22 protein-coding genes are annotated in these 18,333 nt (G+C 51.4%); 9 read left to right on the forward strand and 13 right to left on the reverse strand.

Annotated features, from left to right (window positions below; all coding sequences use genetic code 11):
* The first annotated feature begins 97 nt into the window (after positions 1-97).
* The 5 genes from F1593_RS17625 (at position 98) to hypE (ending at position 4,037) form a co-directional block, all read left to right on the forward strand.
* Positions 98-721: a D-sedoheptulose-7-phosphate isomerase gene (locus tag F1593_RS17625; protein ID WP_172632211.1), complete on the forward strand. Its 624-nt coding sequence runs from the start codon at positions 98-100 to the stop codon at positions 719-721.
* A complete protein-coding gene (locus F1593_RS17630; RefSeq protein ID WP_149402878.1) occupies positions 718-1,008 on the forward strand; it encodes a HypC/HybG/HupF family hydrogenase formation chaperone in 291 nt (96 codons plus the stop codon). The genes F1593_RS17625 and F1593_RS17630 overlap by 4 nt, the downstream gene beginning before the upstream one ends.
* Complete coding sequence (locus tag F1593_RS17635; RefSeq protein ID WP_149402879.1) at positions 1,001-1,684, forward strand: D-sedoheptulose-7-phosphate isomerase; 684 nt, start codon at positions 1,001-1,003, stop codon at positions 1,682-1,684. The genes F1593_RS17630 and F1593_RS17635 overlap by 8 nt, the downstream gene beginning before the upstream one ends.
* Before the next feature lie 69 nt (positions 1,685-1,753).
* Positions 1,754-2,893 (forward strand): hydrogenase formation protein HypD, encoded by a 1,140-nt coding sequence (gene hypD, locus F1593_RS17640; protein WP_149402912.1) that lies wholly within the window; start codon positions 1,754-1,756, stop codon positions 2,891-2,893.
* 25 nt (positions 2,894-2,918) lie between these two features.
* Positions 2,919-4,037, forward strand: a complete 1,119-nt coding sequence (gene hypE / locus F1593_RS17645) for a hydrogenase expression/formation protein HypE (RefSeq protein WP_149402880.1) — start codon at positions 2,919-2,921, stop codon at positions 4,035-4,037.
* A gap of 133 nt (positions 4,038-4,170) precedes the next feature.
* On the opposite strand, the gene F1593_RS17650 is transcribed toward hypE, so the two are convergent.
* From F1593_RS17650 to F1593_RS17665, 4 genes are all read right to left on the reverse strand, one after another.
* Positions 4,171-4,446 (reverse strand): TfoX/Sxy family protein, encoded by a 276-nt coding sequence (locus F1593_RS17650; protein ID WP_216368903.1) that lies wholly within the window; start codon positions 4,444-4,446, stop codon positions 4,171-4,173.
* A 36-nt stretch (positions 4,447-4,482) separates the two neighbouring features.
* Positions 4,483-5,199, reverse strand: a complete 717-nt coding sequence (locus tag F1593_RS17655; protein WP_149402881.1) for a hypothetical protein — start codon at positions 5,197-5,199, stop codon at positions 4,483-4,485.
* A gap of 160 nt (positions 5,200-5,359) precedes the next feature.
* Positions 5,360-6,568: a cytochrome P450 family protein gene (locus F1593_RS17660; RefSeq protein ID WP_149402882.1), complete on the reverse strand. Its 1,209-nt coding sequence runs from the start codon at positions 6,566-6,568 to the stop codon at positions 5,360-5,362.
* Between the two features lie 5 nt (positions 6,569-6,573).
* Positions 6,574-7,287 carry a TetR/AcrR family transcriptional regulator gene (locus F1593_RS17665; RefSeq protein WP_149402883.1) on the reverse strand — a complete coding sequence of 238 codons (714 nt, stop codon included), beginning with the start codon at positions 7,285-7,287 and terminating at the stop codon, positions 6,574-6,576.
* 323 nt (positions 7,288-7,610) lie between these two features.
* Between F1593_RS17665 and F1593_RS17670 the strand changes: the two genes are divergently transcribed.
* The gene (locus F1593_RS17670) at positions 7,611-8,291 is read left to right on the forward strand and encodes an alpha/beta hydrolase (protein WP_149402884.1); all 681 of its coding nucleotides are present in this window, start codon (positions 7,611-7,613) and stop codon (positions 8,289-8,291) included.
* A 216-nt stretch (positions 8,292-8,507) separates the two neighbouring features.
* Here the strand turns inward: F1593_RS17670 and F1593_RS17675 are convergent, their stop codons facing one another.
* The 6 genes from F1593_RS17675 to F1593_RS17700 all read right to left on the reverse strand — a co-directional run bounded on the left by F1593_RS17675 (position 8,508) and on the right by F1593_RS17700 (position 13,534).
* Positions 8,508-8,975: a DUF1622 domain-containing protein gene (locus F1593_RS17675; protein WP_149402885.1), complete on the reverse strand. Its 468-nt coding sequence runs from the start codon at positions 8,973-8,975 to the stop codon at positions 8,508-8,510.
* 128 nt (positions 8,976-9,103) lie between these two features.
* Positions 9,104-9,457, reverse strand: a complete 354-nt coding sequence (locus tag F1593_RS17680; RefSeq protein ID WP_172632212.1) for a DUF1622 domain-containing protein — start codon at positions 9,455-9,457, stop codon at positions 9,104-9,106.
* Between the two features lie 315 nt (positions 9,458-9,772).
* A complete protein-coding gene (locus tag F1593_RS17685) occupies positions 9,773-10,708 on the reverse strand; it encodes a hypothetical protein (RefSeq protein ID WP_149402887.1) in 936 nt (311 codons plus the stop codon).
* A gap of 87 nt (positions 10,709-10,795) precedes the next feature.
* Positions 10,796-11,281, reverse strand: a complete 486-nt coding sequence (locus tag F1593_RS17690; RefSeq protein ID WP_149402888.1) for a putative molybdenum carrier protein — start codon at positions 11,279-11,281, stop codon at positions 10,796-10,798.
* Between the two features lie 26 nt (positions 11,282-11,307).
* Complete coding sequence (locus tag F1593_RS17695) at positions 11,308-11,886, reverse strand: GrpB family protein (RefSeq protein ID WP_149402889.1); 579 nt, start codon at positions 11,884-11,886, stop codon at positions 11,308-11,310.
* Positions 11,887-12,136: 250 nt separating this feature from the next.
* Positions 12,137-13,534, reverse strand: coding sequence for a cellulose binding domain-containing protein (locus F1593_RS17700; RefSeq protein WP_149402890.1), 1,398 nt, complete (start codon positions 13,532-13,534; stop codon positions 12,137-12,139).
* Positions 13,535-13,565: 31 nt separating this feature from the next.
* On the opposite strand from F1593_RS17700, the gene F1593_RS17705 reads away from it, so the two are divergent.
* Positions 13,566-13,934: a hypothetical protein gene (locus F1593_RS17705; RefSeq protein ID WP_149402891.1), complete on the forward strand. Its 369-nt coding sequence runs from the start codon at positions 13,566-13,568 to the stop codon at positions 13,932-13,934.
* Position 13,935: 1 nt separating this feature from the next.
* Here F1593_RS17705 and F1593_RS17710 read toward each other — a convergent pair whose 3' ends face one another.
* Positions 13,936-14,178 (reverse strand): hypothetical protein, encoded by a 243-nt coding sequence (locus tag F1593_RS17710; protein WP_149402892.1) that lies wholly within the window; start codon positions 14,176-14,178, stop codon positions 13,936-13,938.
* A gap of 315 nt (positions 14,179-14,493) precedes the next feature.
* Between F1593_RS17710 and F1593_RS17715 the strand changes: the two genes are divergently transcribed.
* Positions 14,494-15,264: an SDR family oxidoreductase gene (locus tag F1593_RS17715; RefSeq protein ID WP_149402893.1), complete on the forward strand. Its 771-nt coding sequence runs from the start codon at positions 14,494-14,496 to the stop codon at positions 15,262-15,264.
* Positions 15,265-15,321: 57 nt separating this feature from the next.
* On the opposite strand, the gene F1593_RS17720 is transcribed toward F1593_RS17715, so the two are convergent.
* Positions 15,322-15,990, reverse strand: a complete 669-nt coding sequence (locus F1593_RS17720; protein WP_149402894.1) for a hypothetical protein — start codon at positions 15,988-15,990, stop codon at positions 15,322-15,324.
* A 286-nt stretch (positions 15,991-16,276) separates the two neighbouring features.
* Here F1593_RS17720 and F1593_RS17725 point away from each other — a divergent pair, with 286 nt between their 5' ends.
* Positions 16,277-17,110, forward strand: coding sequence for an NAD(P)-dependent oxidoreductase (locus tag F1593_RS17725; RefSeq protein WP_149402895.1), 834 nt, complete (start codon positions 16,277-16,279; stop codon positions 17,108-17,110).
* 81 nt (positions 17,111-17,191) lie between these two features.
* Here F1593_RS17725 and F1593_RS17730 read toward each other — a convergent pair whose 3' ends face one another.
* Positions 17,192-18,058, reverse strand: coding sequence for a class I SAM-dependent methyltransferase (locus F1593_RS17730; protein WP_172632214.1), 867 nt, complete (start codon positions 18,056-18,058; stop codon positions 17,192-17,194).
* Positions 18,059-18,333: the final 275 nt, after the last annotated feature.

An 18,333-nucleotide genomic window follows, 5' to 3' on the forward strand; every position in this document is an offset into this window, starting at 1 on the left:
CCGCTTTACTGGAACTGATGATTCCCAACCGCCCATTGATCGGGCACCTTCAGATGTGCCAGTTCTATGCGGGCAATGCAAAGGTTGAGCAAAACACATGACAACTGAAATGGAAAAGCGCGAACAATCTGACTTGCTAGCAGTAGTCACCGCGCGCTTTGCGCTGAGCGTGACGATACCAGACACATTTTTCAACGCGGAGGCCAAAAATATCGCCGAGGCATGCTGGGCTATGGCACGGCGCTTTCACCAGGGCGGACGGCTCCTGGCCTTCGGCAATGGAGCATGGGCCACCGATGCCCAGCATGTGGCGGTCGAATTTGTACATCCAGTAATTGTTGGCAAACGCGCGCTACCCGCCCTGGCTCTAACGAACGATAGTGCAACGATGAGCGGTTTGATGACTGGTGATGATGCCACGAACTCCTTCGCCCGTCAACTGCGGATAGTAGCTCGACCGCAAGATATCGCACTGGGCTATTCGCCGGATGGACAGTGCAACAACGTGCGCTCAGCCCTGACTACAGCGCGAGAAATGGGCTTGCTCACATTGGGACTGGTCGGAGGAGATGGAGGAAGCATACAACAGAGCCAGCTTGATTTCTGTTTCGTCGTCCCATCTTGCGATCCGTTGGCGATACAGGAAACGCACGAGACCCTCTATCATGTTCTCTGGGAACTGGTACATATCTACTTTGAGAATGAAGGGCTACTCCAATGAACGATGCTGAACAAAAGGACATACTTGCTCTTTTCCCGGCTCATCCGGGCATTCCATGCTGTGTTCCCACGGCAGATGGACAATGTATAACGTGTTCCGATGAGGCACTATCAGCTACCGTGTTGCGTGTCGATCAGGAAAACGGGGTGGCTCTGGTCTCCGTGCGAGAAATAGCGGAAGAGATTGACATTACCCTGGTGGACGCACTTGTACCAGGCGACCAGATCCTGGTACATGGTGGTGTTGCGATAGCTCTATTAATTGATTCAGAGGCCAGCCATGAATAATAACGAAGGATCGGAGTACGATCGACTTTTTTATCCATTTCTCTTTGAAGGTGGCAAAGCCAGCCTGGAGGATGTATTGGCGCAGGTACAACACTCCACGCTCGAGAAGTGCCGCGAGATCATAGCCTTACGCCAGGCAACACTTGAGCACGCCGACGCCGGTATACAGATTGTAGCCGCCGGTCAGGCTATGGCACGCGCTTTCGCTCATGGAGCAACGCTACTGGCCTTCGGCAATGGTGGCAGTAGTACCGATGCACAGGATCTGGTGACGGAACTCTTGAACCCACCATTCGCACACTGGTCACCCCTTCCAGCCCTGGCGTTGACTAACGATATCGCGGTGATTACAGCGGTAGGAAACGATGTTGGCTTCGACAACGTTTTTTCCCGCCAGGTCATCGCCTTTGGGCACAAAGGTGACATCGCCGTAGGCATCTCAACCAGCGGCAATTCAAAGAATTTGCTGGTTGCCCTTGAACAGGCCCATAAACAGGGGCTCCTCACCATTGGACTGACTGGCTACGATGGTGGCAAGATGCTGCAATCAGGCAACATCGACATATGTATTAACGCACCCAGCGATCACATTCCACGCATCCAGGAAGCCCAGGCGACCGTCTATCATGCCCTCCTGGAGGTTATTCATACAGCATTAGAAAAAGGAATCTCATAGGATTCATCCCTATTGGGCCTATCATATGGGGCGGGTGAGTTAAAATAAAGAAGGAGCAAGCAGATGAGTATGAAATTTGTGGACGAATATCGTGATCCCGAACTGGCGAAGCATGTCTCGGCAGAAATCGCCAGATTAAGTGGCGATCAACCACTTAAATTTATGGAGGTCTGTGGTGGACATACTCACACCATTTACAAACACGGCATTGAGGATGTGCTACCACCCAACATCGATCTGATCCATGGGCCAGGATGTCCCGTCTGCGTTCTCCCAATGGGCCGCATCGACGATGCCATTGCCATCGCTCGTAAAGAGGGCATCATCTTTACCACCTTTGGGGATATGATGCGTGTGCCAGGCTCTCATGGAAGCCTGCTTGATGCCAAAGCGAATGGTGCTGATGTCCGTTTCGTTTATTCTCCACTCGATGCCTACAAGCTGGCTCGCCAGAATCCTGATCGTCAGGTGGTTTTCTTCGCCATCGGATTTGAGACGACCGCCCCCTCAACAGCTGTGACGCTCCTGCGAGCAAAAGCCGAAGGCATCAAAAATTTCTCGATCTTTTGCAATCACGTCACCATCATTCCCGCAATGAAAGCTATCCTCGACTCGCCAGACCTGCGCTTAGATGGCTTCATCGGCGCGGGACATGTTAGCATGGTCATTGGTATGCGCCCTTACAATTTTGTAGCTCGCGACCATCAGAAACCAGTCGTCATTGCAGGTTTTGAACCACTTGACATCATTCAGTCTATCTATATGCTCGTCAAACAACTTAACGAGGGACGAACAGAGATCGAGAATCAGTATGCGCGAGTGGTGCGACCAGAGGGCAATGTGAAGGCGTTACAGGCCATGGCTCAGACGATGGAACTGCGCCCCTTCTTTGAATGGCGTGGCCTCGGCTTTATTACGCACAGCGCCCTGAAACTACGCTCGGATTTCGCGGATTGGGATGCCGAGTTGCGCTTTGAAGTGCCGGGATTGCGCGTAGCCGATCCCAAAGCCTGCCAATGCGGTGAAGTTTTGAAGGGTGTTATTAAACCCTGGGAATGCAAGGTCTTTGGCACTGCCTGCACACCAGAGACACCTATTGGGACCTGTATGGTTTCGCCAGAAGGAGCCTGCGCCGCCTACTATAGTTACGGCCGATTCTCGATGGCCTCCGAGCGCAACCGTCTGCACGTTTTGCCCATCACCCAATAAAGAGCCAGAAAGCAGAGGGAATATTATGGATGCGGATACATCAAATGCCGGACGTGTTGACTCAGTATTACAGAAGATCGAGCGCACGCGTCAGGCGCGTCGCCACAAATTCTACTTACATGATGAGAAAATTACGCTCAGTCATGGCAGTGGTGGCAAATCCACTCACAATCTAATTGAGGGGGTCTTTGCTCCAGCCTTCTCAAATCCCTTGCTGGATGCCATGGATGATGCCGCAACATTTCGTGTGGATGGTACAGATGATATAGACCATCGGCTAGCCTTTACAACCGACACTTATGTCGTTAGCCCATTATTCTTTCCAGGAGGAGATATTGGTAAGCTCGCGGTGCACGGCACTATCAACGACCTTGCTATGGCTGGCGCCACACCCTTATACCTCTCAGTCGGCTTTATCCTGGAGGAAGGTTTCCCCATCGTTGATCTGCGCCGTATTGTTGCATCGATGGCACAGGCAGCAAAGGAGGCAGGTGTCGCCATCGTTACGGGCGATACAAAGGTGGTACAGCATGGGAAGGCCGATGGTGTCTTTATCAACACAGCGGGTATTGGTCTGGTTCGTGCCTCCTGGTTAATGGGACAGGCTCAATTGGAGCCAGGAGATAAAGTCTTGTTGAGCGGCCCTGTTGGCGATCACGGTATCGCAATTATGTTTGCTCGTGAAGCACTTGATATCGAAAGCGACGTACAAAGCGACACGGCCCCGCTACACACCCTGGTGGCCTCCCTTATTGAGGCCGCTGGTGAGGGTATACACTGTCTGAAAGATCCTACACGTGGAGGTGTTGCCACTTCCCTCAATGAGATGGCACTGGGATCGGAGGTTTCGGTTGCCCTTGATGAACAAAGCATCCCTGTCCATCCCGAAGTACGAGGGGCCTGCGAAATCCTCGGGCTCGATCCTCTCACGATTGCCAACGAGGGCAAATTGTTAGCAATCGTCGCGCCCGGCGTAGCCGATACTACACTGCAAGCAATGCACAATCACCCACTGGGCCGTGATGCTGCGATTATTGGCACCATCCAGGCCGAACCGCCGGGCATGGTCTTTTTGCGCACTGATATCGGCGGTCTGCGTGTTCTGGATATGCTGGTAGGTGATCCTTTGCCACGTATTTGCTAAAATCCATTCCACCCGGTGCATAGTGATGGGGAAGCAAATATCTCAACCAGACAGCCAGAACTAAGCTCCTGGTTTGATCTCAGCATGGACACAGCATCCACTTCATCAGGTGCTGTGTCCATCCATCCATTCATCATTTCGAGCCGACAAACTCCATAGCTTCTTGTGCGAGCGGCAACCACTCCACCTGCGAGGCGCGATCAAGCACAATCCACTCCTTCATCAAGCGACCATCATGACGAGGATCATAGCGTACGCCTGCGCCTGAGTCCACAAGGGCATCGACGCGCTTCTTCGGCAGTTTAAGCACAAGACTGCCACGCACAAGCATCGCGAAAATCTTCTGCCGCACCTTCAGGCCCGACGATCCAAACGCCGCTCCCCTGGATGGCGCTTTTAAATGTCTCAAAGAAAGCCTGGCATGACAAGAACCGATGAGATCGCCCTAGTAGAGATAGCGTTGAATTTCCTTCAAATGTTTCTGCTCTGCCTCCTCGACGCAGGCACTGCCTAATCTGATGAATTCCAGAAAAAACGCTCTATATCTGCCTGTCAAAGGGACAGGCCATATGTCAAAACGATGCGTGCGATACCTATCGGTGACGATTCCACGCGCTGTTATGCCATCTCGCGCATACTGAGGCTCCGGCACCAGAATACCCAACTCAAAAGGTTGAATCTCCTGCATTTTTTGCTCGAAATACTGAAGAGTTTCTAATGGGACAGCTGTCATTTGAACGTTTCTTAAATAGACTGACTCTTCATCAGGGAATGATGAAAATACATATTTTTCTCTCAAGGCTTCCATTTGAATGTTCTTTAAATAGACAAATGCATCATCTGATAGCATTGGAAATTCCTGCATTTCCCTGATCGCGGATAAAATTTCAAGGTACCTTTTCCATTCCCAGATGTGTGCGAGGTAGCCAAATGTCAAGATCGCATCGGTATCAGTAGGCGTGATATGCAATGAGAGAAAGCAATGCCGATGGAAAGTGGGCTGAAAAATGGCATGATAGATCCGTTCTTCTCGAAGATTCTCTGACTCTGGACAATAGCCATATGTGGTTAATATGTATTCCCAAAGAGTATTTGCTTCATTCAACCTGTTTTCTCTCAAGCTTATCCCAGTCTTCTTGGAGAGGAACACATGCACAGACATACTCTCTCCATCCCAGTATACTATACACCTCAGCTCTACTGAAAGACAACTTCTTAGCGTGGCATAAGTACCGATAACGATACAAAGAGGAAACTCTTGGCCCCCAAAAAAGTGTCAGGGAGTGAGCCGTTCTACGGGGGTTCTCTCTCCCGCATGTTGTTTAGAACTGTACAGGGAGTGCTTTCAGGCCGCGCAGATAGGGAAAAGGATTCCATTCTAGTTGCTCTGGCTGACAGGCGAGATGGAGATGAGGGAAGCGTCGCAGCAATGTCCCTAGCGCTATCTGACCTTCCAGGCGCGCCAATGGTGCCCCCAGGCAGTAATGAATCCCTCTGCCAAAGGCCAGATGTTGATTAACCTGACGCGTGATGTCGAGCACGGTTGGATCAGAGAACTGTTGGGGATCAGTGTTGGCTGCGCACAATGAAATGCGCACCATCTCTCCTTTGCGAATCACCTGACCATGCAGTGGGATATCTTCGCTGGCCCAACGCACAGCCGCGAAAAGCACGGGAGCAGTATGGCGGAGCAGTTCTTCAACCGTAGAGGAGAGCAAGTCAGGATTGTGCTGTAGCAGGCTCATCTGTTCTGGATGTTGGAGCAAGGCCAGCATACCATCGCCAAGTAGATTGACGGTGGTCTCATGTCCTCCCACGACCAACTGCCAGATCATCGTGATAAGCTCGTTCTCGCTCAGCATGTCCCCCTGTTCCTCTGCGCGCAATAGATCGCTGGTCAGGTCAGCACCGGGATGCCTGCGCTTGCTCGCTAGCAGCGTGTTGATAGAAGAGATAAATGCCTCCGCCGCAGCCACACCGGCCTCCTCATGCTGTGGAGAGGTGAGAGAGGCGAGCAGCGCTTGAGTCCATGCCCGGAATTGCTGACGCTCCGAGATGGGAATTCCTAACATTTCTGCGATAACTGTCAGGGGAAGCGGAAAGGCAAAGTCCGCAATCAGATCCATGGTGCCTGTTTCCTGAACGGCGTCCAACAGTTCATCGGTGATTTGCTGAATACGTGGGCGCAGTTGTTCGATCATATGCGGTGTGAAAGCTTTGGAGACCAGTTTGCGTAAACGCGTATGGTCGGGTGGATCGACTCCCAACAGATTCTGACTAAAAGCTGCCAGTGCCCTTCCCACTACAGGTGGTGGTGTCCCAGGAACTGCTATCCTGCTTCTATCATTGATCAAGCGCGCATCCTTTAGCAATTCAATCGACTCGGCATACGTCGTTGCGATAATCCAGACACCCGTTTCACCTGTGGTAAAATGGGAGAGCACCTCTTGTTCACGCAACCTGCCATAGAAGGCAATAGGATCGCGCAGTGTCTCTTGTAAGAACAAATCATTCAAACTGATCGGTGTCATAGGGCTCAAGCATCTTTCTCGGTCTTCGTTCCAGAAGGACCGCTCATCATCCCGGCAACAACAAAATCAACAAGGTATTCCCGTGTGCGCACAAGCTCGCTTGCGGAAGAAAGATCCTCATCTGGGAGGAGTCGCTGATACAGGGGAAGATAGGAGAGATAGACCTGGCAGATTGGCACCATCAGCGTGAGCTGGATCATCGCCACGAAATCCGAACGGAGTAGCCCGGCCTGACGTGCCTTGCGAAAGAACGGCTCAAGCTGAACCATATCGGTAGGTGGAAATTGTGAGGCAATCTGCGCGAAGGTCTGCCAGCCCTCGGCCATTTCCCAGTTCAATATGCGCATCAGACGGGGATGCTCAAACAGATAATCAAACAAGGCTTGCACCATCGCAGTGAGAAAAGACTTCAATTGATGAGCCTGAAGGACCACGGCATCATCATTCACCGCCAGCAAGGATGCGAACAGACGCGTCAGGAGATCGCTCATCTCCCCATCCGCACGCTTGAGCACCTGGGTATAAAGACCAAGCTTGTCGCCAAAGTACTGAAAGAGAAGGCTTTTGTTATAGCCCGCCTGCGTGGCGATAGCATCAACCGATGTCCCATCAAATCCATGCTCGGCGAACACGGCTTCAGCCGCGCTCAATATCATTCCCCGTGTCCTCTCCGCATCATAGACTCTTTCTCGCCCGCGTTTCCTTTTTGGCTCCGTCATACCTTTTCCATCCTCCCTATTTATAAACTAACCAGTTAGATTATAAATAGGGAGGGCCTGGAATGTCAAGGGGCAATGGCTGAATGCGGTGGTTGAGCTAAGAATGGGCTGGATTTTTGGAATAATCCACATGTATCGCGGGGCAAACGTGTCTCTTAACAGGAGGATAGAAATATTTTTCGTTCCGTAAATGTTCTGCAATGGTGTAGTGATGTAGTGGTGTACGCTGATGTATATATTGGGGTACAGCCTATCCTGACAATGACCGTCTTCTCTTGCCAGGACAGCCAGTAGCTAAAACAGGATTAAAGGAAATAAATAGTATGAACGATCAAAAGAATCAAGCGCAGGGACCGCATCAGGGACAGCCGGTGTTGACCGCCGGTGTCCCGCTGGAGCAGGCGAAAGCGGCAATGATCATGCTGCATGGGCGTGGCAGTTCGGCGGAAGATATTCTTGGCCTCACCACGGTCTTCGATCAAACAGAGTTCGCGTATCTGGCACCGCAGGCCGCCGGGCATAGCTGGTATCCCTATAGCTTTCTGGTTCCGCTCGCCAAAAATGAGCCGGGACTCTCTTCGGGGCTGGCTGTGATCGGTTCGCTGCTGGCCCGGGTCCAGGCCAGTGGAATACCTACGGAGCGTATTATGCTGCTCGGCTTCTCGCAAGGTGCCTGCCTGACACTTGAGTTTACGGCCCGCAATGCACAACGCTATGGCGGGATCGCGGGATTAAGCGGCGGCTTGATCGGTCCCGATAGCCTCCCACGTGACTATGCAGGATCGCTGGCTGGGACCCCTGTTTTTCTGGGCTGTAGCGATCATGATATGCACATCCCGGCGGCCCGCGTCCGACTCTCGGATGAGGTCTTGCGAGGCATGGATGCCACGATGACGACACGGCTTTATCCAAATATGGGTCATACCGTCAACGAAGATGAGATAGCCATGGTCAACACCATGATGCAGAAGCTGGCAAATCCATCCATAGGAACAACAATGTAGAAAGACGCAAGCACGGCACGGCACGGAGTGCGGCAAAGGTCTGCATCCCCGTGCCTGCGCGACCCATCATCCCGTTGTGGGTTTGTGCCATCACCGGGGCTGCAGACAGACCCCATAGCCGCCCCCGTTCTACGGGGGAGTCGTACACACATCTCGCACCGCAGACGCACCAAAGGGCACTAGAGGCCCAATAACTGGCCGCTGATGAGCGCGGCGTCACGGCGCCTCGACCTCCGTTTCACTTCGTGTGATACCTGCTTTTCCCAGCATGCGTTTCAATCCATTAGAAGGCGTGGATGGCGACGGCGTATAGGTTTGCAGAAGACGCTCTGGATGCCTGACTGCTGCCCTATCAATCTCCTTTTGCAGGAAGTAATTCAGCAGCGTTCGGATAGTTGCAATGGCGGCGAGTTGTCCAATTTCGCCCCAGGTCGGAGCAATTGCCGTGCGGAGAATGTCGGCGGCTAGCGCAAACTCCAAAGCCAGAGCCAGCCATCTACCGAGCCGCAGCCTGATATTCTCGGTCTCCAGTTCCGCTAAACCAGCATTCCGGCCCACCTTGCGTACAAACAGGATCAGCGCTCGTAATGTCGCTTGCAGGGCCGCCAGACCGATCAGAAGTCCCGCCACACCTTCGACACCTGACGCCAGATAGCTTGTCCAGAGCTTAAAAAAAGTTTCCACTGCCACGCTTCTCCTCTTCTGGGATATTCATGATGTCCGCGCTCCAACACCTGCAATCAAAACCTATCAGAACGGTAGGCAGCATACAAACAATAGCCACATCGATAGTGGCAGAGAGCACCAATAGCTCACCCTATATCGCGCATACTCAAGCGATCACGTTGCAGTTGTATACGGGTGCGCTCCCAGGTAAACAAGCGTTTAAGAGCAATACGCAAAATAAAGATGACGGAAAACATCAGGATCTGTTGCCAGGTCTGCAATACAACCAGCTTCAAAAGGGTAGCAGCGAGTTTAAAACTCAGGCCAGCAATCACCCCATCCGTGACCAGCAAGCGGGCAAAAGTAACATCCCTCGTACGCAGGAGTGCCAGCAGAGCGGCAAGCGCATACGCCACAATCAGGAGAGCACCTATGAACTCGATGGCCGAGGCCCAGAGCGTAAAATTAAAGAACTGCAGCACTAATTCTGGTAGCTTCATTAATTTGATTATCCCTTTTTGCATTGAGCAAGCATCTCATCCAGGCTTCACATATCCTATTCTACACACGAATTTTTACTGCAGAAAAGTTTCCCTCAGATTAAAATACCCACAAAAAAAGATGCCATCCCATGCTACGAGAAATCATGGGATGGCGCTTCTTTTTTGTGTCAGACTTCTCCTACCATCGGAATCTTGCTGCTCACTTACTATAGAGATCGATGCCACGAAGAGAAGCGTATTTACCTGCTGTAATATTCTTAGTATCCATACTATCTATATTTTCCATTTTTACACTACTGATACAGAAACACCCTATACTTGAAACACAGCTTTCTGTTTAATAGACGCTTCTAAAAAGCTCTTCAAAGCGAGCAATTTGGAATCAGCCACCTTACCCTTGCAGGGGGTATTATTGGCCTCCAGATCCATCACGTAGACGTGACCATCTTGTCGATGGATCATAAATTGAAGATCCTTGCTCGTATATTTCTGCTCGATCATCGTATTCACATCTGCCAGCGTCTGTTGCCATTTTTCAGTCTCAAACTCTCGTGAAGTATTGCCAGGATTCAGTTCATGCAGCTTCATGATATTGCGCACCTGCGAGACAAGGCTATATCCCCTACCACCAATCGTATGCTGATCGCTAATCCACTCCACAACTGCCCCGTGCGCGGTTTGCCCATAGAGCTCAGGAGTCCGAATTCCCCACGACTGTACCAGCCGATAGTTTCGATATTCCAGAGAACTCATGTGTGGATCAACCATAAACTGAGCTTGCGCTTTATCCCCTGTGCACTCCCCGGCTTGATCAAAGAGATAGACATGTTTTCCACGCGAGCCCTGCAATCGAATATTTGCTCCCTCAGCAAAATCATAACTATAAATTTTGTCCAGCGGACCAAATCGGGCCATCTGCTCAAGGTCGCTATTCAATGCAGACATTCTTTTTGAGGATTCCAAATGAGGAAAAACTGAACCCCGTTTCTCCTCAACTTTACCTAACTGTCTGCTACGTTCCGGCTGCGGAGGCACATCAAAATATATATGCAGCTTCTTGCTTCCCTCTAGCCCTTTGCTTCCCTCTAAAGGGGCTGCGGGAAGCTTTTCAGGGGCAGATTCTTGTGTGGCAACACGCTCTTGATAGAGCCAGCTAAGAGAAGGCATACTCTCGCTCAAACTCTGCTGCTCTCCTTCGCCACCTGTTTGATCAACTTGCTCTAATTTAACGTGCTCAAATCTTTCCATTCACCTTATCCTATTCGGTCCAAGCTGGAAACGCATCAAGCGTCATCAATGGCTCGGCCGAGCCTATCCGATGGGGTATGCTGGATCTTATGCGATGCGTTGGAGTGCTTGATCCAGCACTGCAATTACAAAGGGGCCGATATCCGGCTCGCTGGCAGCCCGTGGTCCGGCGATGTTGAGGATGTGGATGTTGTGCTGGCGCAGAAATGTCAGGAGCAGGTCAGCTGGATGCTCGCAAGCTTGATGGATATGCAGTGCTGGTTTCTGATACTGTTGCGCCAATTGCAGGGTAAGCGCCGAGCCGCCTGTCAGCGCGGACGCGTAAGTGAAAATGACGGTGCCATCCGAGTCGCGCACATTCCACTCGGTCCGTTGAGCATACTCGTCTGATGGCGTTTCACGCAAATGATAGCGCATGTCGATAGGAGCAGCCTCATCTGCCCTGCGTCCTCGGGGACACCAGCCTCCGTGGGCTATTCCTTGCTGAATAGCCCAATCTAGCGCGGCCCGATCTGCTCCCGTCTGGCCGCCTGACACAATCTGTATCACCGTCGCTAAATGCTTACCCTGCATAACAGGTTCATCCCTTTATCTCTTCTCTACTCAGGAATGCGCAACTCCATCTGCCAGCCGGTGTTCCTGGCCCAATCCTCGGCGGCATCGATCACAATATCGCAGAGCGGATCTTTGATATCATAATAGAACTCAATATCCTCGGGATGACGGCGGGCAAGATTGGTTTTGATCAGTGCATACGCCGCGCTCGCCACGGGATGGACACGCAGATAATCCCGAAAGAGGATAGGATAGCGCTGATTGGGCCGCTCCAACGCACGGATATGCAGATGGGTGGGACGCTGACTGGTCGGCGGCCGGAAATAACGCTTCTCCCAATCCGTCTCCGGCCCCTGATAGAGCGGCGGCAGATGATCGCGGGTAATCTCTGGCACAAAGGTATAATCCAGCGAACCAAGCGCGGCCACCAGGTGAGGCGTAGAGCTAAAATCCCTCACCGTTACCTGTACATCAATGATATCCTTCGCCGCCAATCCAGGTACAGAAGTTGATCCAATATGATCGATACGCACAGCCAGATCGCCCAACACCGCCCGCAGCGGTCGCGCCACAGCATCAAACTCAGCGGGCCAGTCCGCATGATAGGGAACAATAGTAATCATAAAATACCTCGCGGAAAGCCTTCTTATTCATGACGATCATCGCGCTCAGAGCTCAGGCTCACCGCTGCTAATTGCGCTCCCGCGATTTTATCACGAAATAGCCTCATGCACAACATTATTTTTGAGATACCTGTCAATATCGCCAAATGTGGAAAACATCATAAATGTAGGTATCACACGGCGCGCCTGCGCTATTCTGCATTTTATGACGGTAACCCTTGCCTGTATGGGAAGGGTTACCGTTCGGTTGTTATTGAGTGGTGTAGGGGATGGCGAGGTAGGGCGCGGAACAGGATGTGCCGCAACTGGTGGGATAGGAGAAGCTGTAGATGCGGCCGTTGTTGATCAGTTGATCGGAGGCGTCGCGCACCCGAATCTGATAGCTACTGCTCCCCGCAGTGGTGGGCAGAATGACATAGTCGTCTCCCATGTCGCTATCCATCGGCGCTTTGACCCAGGCTCCGTTCTGATAATACTCAATACCATGGATACCATTGGCGAGATGAGTAACAGAAATCGCCGACCAGTAGGCATTGGCTCCTTGCAGGAAACCAATCTGAATATCCCCCGTGTAATTGGGCGCGGCAATGAAGTGCCAGTTGATGTGCCGATTGTTCCAATAATTGGGATACATGTTGCCAACCGGCTGTCCATTGAGCACGAAGGAATTCAACGAATTCTGGGATAGATCCAGATGATAGGGATCGTCGCGGCACCAGGCATTCCCATCCTGACAGCTATCAGCCACCACCATATTGAGGGTGGCTCCATTATATTTGTCTGCGACCCAGCTTCCATTGCGGCAGAAGGGCTGATTTGGCGCTCCATCATTGATCCCCGTACAGTAATCGCTAATGCTGACCTGTACCCAGCGCCCACAGTTCAGACCATTATCAAATAGACCAATCTCGCTGGCGTACTGCGCCGAGATGGGACGCGCCAGATTGGTGCTGTAATTGCCAGGGGTATTCTGGACATTGAGTGCCACAAAGTTCTGTGAATCCAGATTCGCCTGCGGGACCCCACAACCACCATAGGAACTCCCTCCAATCCCAGAAAACCACGTCGCATTGCCAGTATGCACGTCACCCGTCACCGGCGTCGGCGTGCTCACCGGCGTAGAGGTAGGCGTCAGCGTGGATACAGGCGTAGGTGTGGAGGTCGAGGTGGGCGTGCTCACCGGTGTGGGTGTTGTGCCCGCTGTAGGCGTTGTACCCGGGACGGTCGTTCCGCTACAGACATTCCCATTCACACTGAAGCTGGTTGGGATGGGATTGCTGCCCGTCTGCGCGCCATTGAAGCCGGGATTGATCGATCCATTGACCGCGACATTGCCATTCCAGGCGACATTTGTCACGGTGACATTCTGGCCGGACTGGGTAAATGTCCCATTCCACCCCTGCGTCACCGCCTGACCGCTGGCCGGGAAGGTAAATGTCAGACTCCAGCTTGTCCATGCTGAAGCACTGGTATTCTGGACGGCGATATTGGCGCCGAAGCCACCTGACCACTGATTGGTTACCGTGTAACTTACCTGACAGTAGGAAGCTGCATGCGTAGCCGTGGTCCCAAAGAAGAAACTACTGCCACAGATCAAGAACAGTGATACAGTGACAGCCCATAAACGAAAGCGTCCATTGCTTTTCATTCGCCTCTCCTTACTCGAAGGGATATCAATCATGAAGCACACATTTGTGCAGGATATCATTTATCCCATACCATCTTGTGCTGCGCCTGTCAACACAAGCAAGGCAACTGACAAAAATGTGACACTTTTCCCGGGAAACGGTTCCCTCTGCCTGGACCGACAAAAAAGCATTTTGCCTCATAGCTATCTTTTTCGGGATCAGCCAGGTCAACACAGCATAGCATTATCATCGAAAAGCAGCAGTAAGAACTTCAGAAAAGCGGCAAAGGAAGACATAATTGACATACTGCCCTTTTATCGAGCCAATACGCAAGGGCCGGGAGACTGGATCGAGGTGTTCCTTAAAGTGGGATTTATCAGTGATCAGCGCATAGTAAAAATACGCTTTGCAGCGAATTGAGCTAAACAGCGCGAATAATCTCGTGAGCAGCCATCTCAAATGGAAAACCAGAAGAATCTTCGAGGATATAGATCAATCCACGTCCCTGATCCACATATTTCCAGGCCACAATCCCCTTTGCCCGGCCATCGCCAAACGTCACCCGCTCATTAATCTGATACTCACCCTGCGGCGTCAACGCTCCATACGTGCGGCTATACTGACGATACATCTGTAAACGCAATGCGGGTGCATCTTTATACATCTAAATACTCCCTGACAGAAATTGACTCATCCATATAGTATGCCAGAGCTTTCCCTTTTCCGCAACCGAGTATTACCACTATCGCCCCACGCTCCATCCCTGGTTCCATCTTCTTGCCTGGTCCTGACTGGCCTGCTTTTGTGAATGCAGAGGAATTTTGCTAGAATACGATCAAGCAAGAAATCGCCTGTTTGTTTGAAAATAGTAAGAAGAGCAAACGACGAATAGCAAGCTATTTCGGTATCTCTGATAGTGCACTGAGTGAATAGTCAAACAATTTTATGAATATAAGAAATAAGATAGAAGGAGACACATATGGCCGTCTGGAATAAAGAAAAGATATCCGGATCCATCATCGTAACCGGAGCAAGTCGTGGGATTGGTGCCGCCGTTGCCAGACTCGTTGGTGCACATGGTTTTCCCGTTGCAGTGAACTTTACTAGCGCAGAGGCCGCTGCCCAAGAAGTCGTTTCTCAGATCGTTGCGAGTGGCGGTCGGGCCATTGCCGTTCAAGCAGATGTTGCTCGTGAAAAGGATGTTATTCGCCTCTTTGAAACAACCACGCGAGAGTTGGGACCACTTCAAGGACTCGTCAACAATGCCGGGATCACCGGTGGCTTTGCGCGCGTCGAGGCAGTGGATGCAAAAGCCCTCACACGGATGCTGGCCGTCAATGTCATAGGGACAATTCTGTGCTCACGCGAGGCCGTTCGGAGGATGTCCCTGTGCCACGGTGGCACGGGTGGAGCAATTGTCAATATTTCCTCTCTTGCTGCGCGTACTGGTGGCGCAGGAGAATGGGTCCACTATGCCGCATCCAAAGGCGCAATTGATAGCTTCACGATCGGACTGGCACGCGAGGTGGCCCATGAAGGCATTCGTGTCAATGCTGTCGCACCTGGACTGATTGAAACTGATCTACATGCCGCGAATGGCGCTCCTGATCGTGTTGAGCGATTAAGACCGTCCATTCCTATGCAGCGGGCCGGGACCGCAAACGAAGTAGCAGAAGGAGTACTGTGGCTTCTTTCTTCAGCAGCCTCCTATACAACAGGAACCATCCTGGAGATTGGAGGTGGGCGATGAGAAGGGAGCAAGGCATGCCATGCTCGGTCGCCGCTTCCTCATGAAAGACGGCTCGGCTCAGTGCTTCCCTGAATCTGAATGGATCAACTGCACCTGGACCCGATAGACTCGTCCTAGCACTGGCAAGAGGGTAAGAGGCAGCATTGCTGAGTTGGTGGCATCCTTTAACAACGTTGCCGCTGACTCATTTTTTGTTTGCAGGATCAGCAAGCCAGGTGTTTCCTGCATCTCCACGCGCTGTGGCTTACAACGCTTCAAAGCCGAGCCCAGAGCGCTTCCGTGCGGTTGATAACAAACTGCCTGCACGATCTCTTCCCATTCGGTAAAGATCTCAGCTCGGCTCAAAATATGCTCGAAGCGATGCTTTTTGTGCTCCTGAGGAGGGTCGGATTGATGGCTCATCTCTGATGCGAGCTTTCCAGCATGTGGGCGTAGGGGTGGGCGTGGGCGTGGAGGATCGATGCGCAACTGACATGGCTGGCCCACCACATCTATAATCACCTTCGTCACAATCCCCTGTTCCACATAGGGCTGCAAGTTTTTAAAATGGAAATCCGCCATAGCTTGAAGTACCAGACACGGCGGCTTTGCCTCCTGCTCTATCATCACAGGCACACAGCCTGACAACAAGGCTGAAACCTTCGCCCCATCCCGCACAGTTCTGATGCGCCTTCGGATGCGTTCCCACTGATCCCTGATCACCTCAACCGTTAGATCCTCTTGCATATCTCTATCCTTTTCCACCCTGCACACTCACTCACTGATCTGAGTTTGTTTCCACTGTATTCCATGCCTTCCATCCAGGGTTGCCCTTATACTAATATCATCCATCAATTATAATATAAAATTCGAATTTTGTCAATAATGCCGAAAGTGTGCGTCTCCATCCTTGAGGAAGAATGGAGACCCTGGACAGAAAGACCCTTGACAACGTCTCGCTCAAGATATATCATATCAACATGACGTTAACGTCATGTTTTTGAGGGTAACTCATTCAGGAGGATTGAGAAATATGAGTGAAACGATTGGATTTATTGGACTCGGCAATCTGGGTCTGCCACTGGCGAGCAATCTACTCAATGCCGGGTATGCTCTCCGGGTGTACAACCGCACGGCGAGCAAAGCGGAACCTCTGGTTGCTCAGGGTGCGCAACAGGTGAACCGACCAGTTGATGCTGTGACGAGCGGAGGAATTGTTGTGACCATTTTGTGGGGTGATGCGTCTGTGGAAAGCATCGTCACGAGTGATGATTTTTTAGAGCAATTGGGACCAGGTGGTATCCATCTTGCGATGAGTACGATATCGCCTGAAAGGGCAAAGAAGCTTGCGGCAATGCATGCACAACATGGCAGTGTCTATGTTGAGGCTCCTATCTTTGGAGGATCTGAGGCCGCTGTCGCCCAACAACTCTGGATGCCTTTTGCTGGCCCACAAATAGCCAAAGAACGCGTCCGACCACTCCTGAAGGCGATGGGGGGACAGGGCATTGTTGATTTTGGCGAAGAGGTCGGCGCGGCAACGCTTGTCAAACTTGTGGGCAACTTCCTGATTGTTTCAGCAGGACAATCTCTGAGAGAAGCACTCTCGATGGCCGAGAACAATGGAGTCGATCCAAAAGCAGTACTCGATATGCTGACGACGGCACCTACGTTATTCCCCACTCCCATCTATCAGAGGCATGGCAAGAGGATTGTCGAGGACACCAAAGCTGCGCCATTCAGGCAGAATAAGATCCCGCTGAAGGATGTTGATCTCTTCAAAACGACTGCACAACAGGTGGAGTCATCCACACCCATTGCAAATCTTTTGTCTGATCTCTTGAGAAGCGATGAAGCAAGAGCGTAGGCTCTTGCTTCAGCCAATTCCTCAATTTCTCATCATGCCTCTTCTTTTAGCGCTATTGCATATTTACGGATGGGTACAGATTTATACTGGTGTTTTGCCCCAGGCAGTCAGGCCAAAGCTACAGCAGATAAAATCTTCGCTCCTCATTTCGATCTGCATTTGCAAGAAGAGCGTTTCATACTCTGCTTCAGATATATCATGGGATTTCAGAAGATAAGGCTTTATCAGCCGATAGGTGAGTTCGGTATCTCTCAAAAGACCTTGATAGGTGGCACTGCTATATTCGGTATCCAGGATAAAGGAACAGCGCTCTACATCCACATATCCGGCCTGTTTTAACAGGGAGGGCAATATATAGCCTATTCCGTAGGTTTGACCATCAACGGAGAAGGAACGTTTTTGCCGGGCCATGGCCTGACTGATCATACCATTCAAGCGTTGCAGTGCCGAACTATTGGTAATGGTTACCTCTATCTCTGAAAGACGAAGAATTCCGCCAGGCTTGAGAATCCTGCGGCATTCTTGCAAGAGGGGAGGCCAGGTGGTGGTATTCATAAACGCGAGGATAGTGCGGGCGTTGACCAGATCGAATGAAGCATCCTGAAAGTTAAGTGGGGCAAGGGCATCCATGAGCTCAAAGGTCACGTTCTCGATTCCACGTCCACGCGCACTGGTGAAGGCATGGGTGATCATCATCTGATTAATATCGATGCCGATGACCCCTATATTGGGATGTTGGTGGGCAATCTCGATGGCCCATTCGCCAGGGCCACACCCAATATCCAGGACATTTTCGGCATGGAGAAGGACCTCAGGTTGCTCTGCCAGCAATCCGCCCATACTTTGTGTCATCAGGCGATCCTGTTCCACCAGGCGAACGGTTTCAGCGACCTCTTCCACATCGATGACATAGCCACCATCCTCAAATGAATGCTCTGATGCTGACATAGGATGCATCCTTTCATCTTCATGAAACATCTTCTATTCGGCACACACCATAGTATAGTATTTATCTATATTACCACACCTTCTACCGCTCTCCTACAAAAGGGGCAAAAAGTACAGGCAAAAATGCTCTTAGATTCTTCCTTTTCATATCCGAGCTTCACCCCGCCTCTTGCAACAAGTTAAAATAAAAGCACATGCAAAAACGCCCAGATCCCAGCACGTCTTCGGTGGGACTTGGGCGTCAGCCTCTCCCCTTCACCGGAGGAGCTATGGGT

This window comes from Dictyobacter arantiisoli (assembly GCF_008326305.1).
Lineage (GTDB): Bacteria > Chloroflexota > Ktedonobacteria > Ktedonobacterales > Ktedonobacteraceae > Dictyobacter > Dictyobacter arantiisoli.

Bases quoted from the DNA above. Each gene is read 5' to 3' on its own strand.
- F1593_RS17700 (WP_149402890.1), bottom strand. From the start codon at position 13,534: ATGAAAAGCAATGGACGCTTTCGTTTATGGGCTGTCACTGTATCACTG.
- F1593_RS17635 (WP_149402879.1), top strand. From the start codon at position 1,001: ATGAATAATAACGAAGGATCGGAGTACGATCGACTTTTTTATCCATTT.
- F1593_RS17670 (WP_149402884.1), top strand. From the start codon at position 7,611: ATGAACGATCAAAAGAATCAAGCGCAGGGACCGCATCAGGGACAGCCG.
- F1593_RS17655 (WP_149402881.1), bottom strand. From the start codon at position 5,199: ATGTCTGTGCATGTGTTCCTCTCCAAGAAGACTGGGATAAGCTTGAGA.
- F1593_RS17705 (WP_149402891.1), top strand. From the start codon at position 13,566: ATGAAGCACACATTTGTGCAGGATATCATTTATCCCATACCATCTTGT.
- F1593_RS17730 (WP_172632214.1), bottom strand. From the start codon at position 18,058: ATGTCAGCATCAGAGCATTCATTTGAGGATGGTGGCTATGTCATCGAT.
- F1593_RS17715 (WP_149402893.1), top strand. From the start codon at position 14,494: ATGGCCGTCTGGAATAAAGAAAAGATATCCGGATCCATCATCGTAACC.
- F1593_RS17695 (WP_149402889.1), bottom strand. From the start codon at position 11,886: ATGATTACTATTGTTCCCTATCATGCGGACTGGCCCGCTGAGTTTGAT.
- hypE (WP_149402880.1), top strand. From the start codon at position 2,919: ATGGATGCGGATACATCAAATGCCGGACGTGTTGACTCAGTATTACAG.
- F1593_RS17720 (WP_149402894.1), bottom strand. From the start codon at position 15,990: ATGCAAGAGGATCTAACGGTTGAGGTGATCAGGGATCAGTGGGAACGC.
- F1593_RS17725 (WP_149402895.1), top strand. From the start codon at position 16,277: ATGAGTGAAACGATTGGATTTATTGGACTCGGCAATCTGGGTCTGCCA.
- F1593_RS17630 (WP_149402878.1), top strand. From the start codon at position 718: ATGAACGATGCTGAACAAAAGGACATACTTGCTCTTTTCCCGGCTCAT.
- hypD (WP_149402912.1), top strand. From the start codon at position 1,754: ATGAAATTTGTGGACGAATATCGTGATCCCGAACTGGCGAAGCATGTC.
- F1593_RS17625 (WP_172632211.1), top strand. From the start codon at position 98: ATGACAACTGAAATGGAAAAGCGCGAACAATCTGACTTGCTAGCAGTA.
- F1593_RS17685 (WP_149402887.1), bottom strand. From the start codon at position 10,708: ATGGAAAGATTTGAGCACGTTAAATTAGAGCAAGTTGATCAAACAGGT.
- F1593_RS17680 (WP_172632212.1), bottom strand. From the start codon at position 9,457: ATGAAGCTACCAGAATTAGTGCTGCAGTTCTTTAATTTTACGCTCTGG.
- F1593_RS17710 (WP_149402892.1), bottom strand. From the start codon at position 14,178: ATGTATAAAGATGCACCCGCATTGCGTTTACAGATGTATCGTCAGTAT.
- F1593_RS17660 (WP_149402882.1), bottom strand. From the start codon at position 6,568: ATGACACCGATCAGTTTGAATGATTTGTTCTTACAAGAGACACTGCGC.
- F1593_RS17690 (WP_149402888.1), bottom strand. From the start codon at position 11,281: ATGCAGGGTAAGCATTTAGCGACGGTGATACAGATTGTGTCAGGCGGC.
- F1593_RS17665 (WP_149402883.1), bottom strand. From the start codon at position 7,287: ATGACGGAGCCAAAAAGGAAACGCGGGCGAGAAAGAGTCTATGATGCG.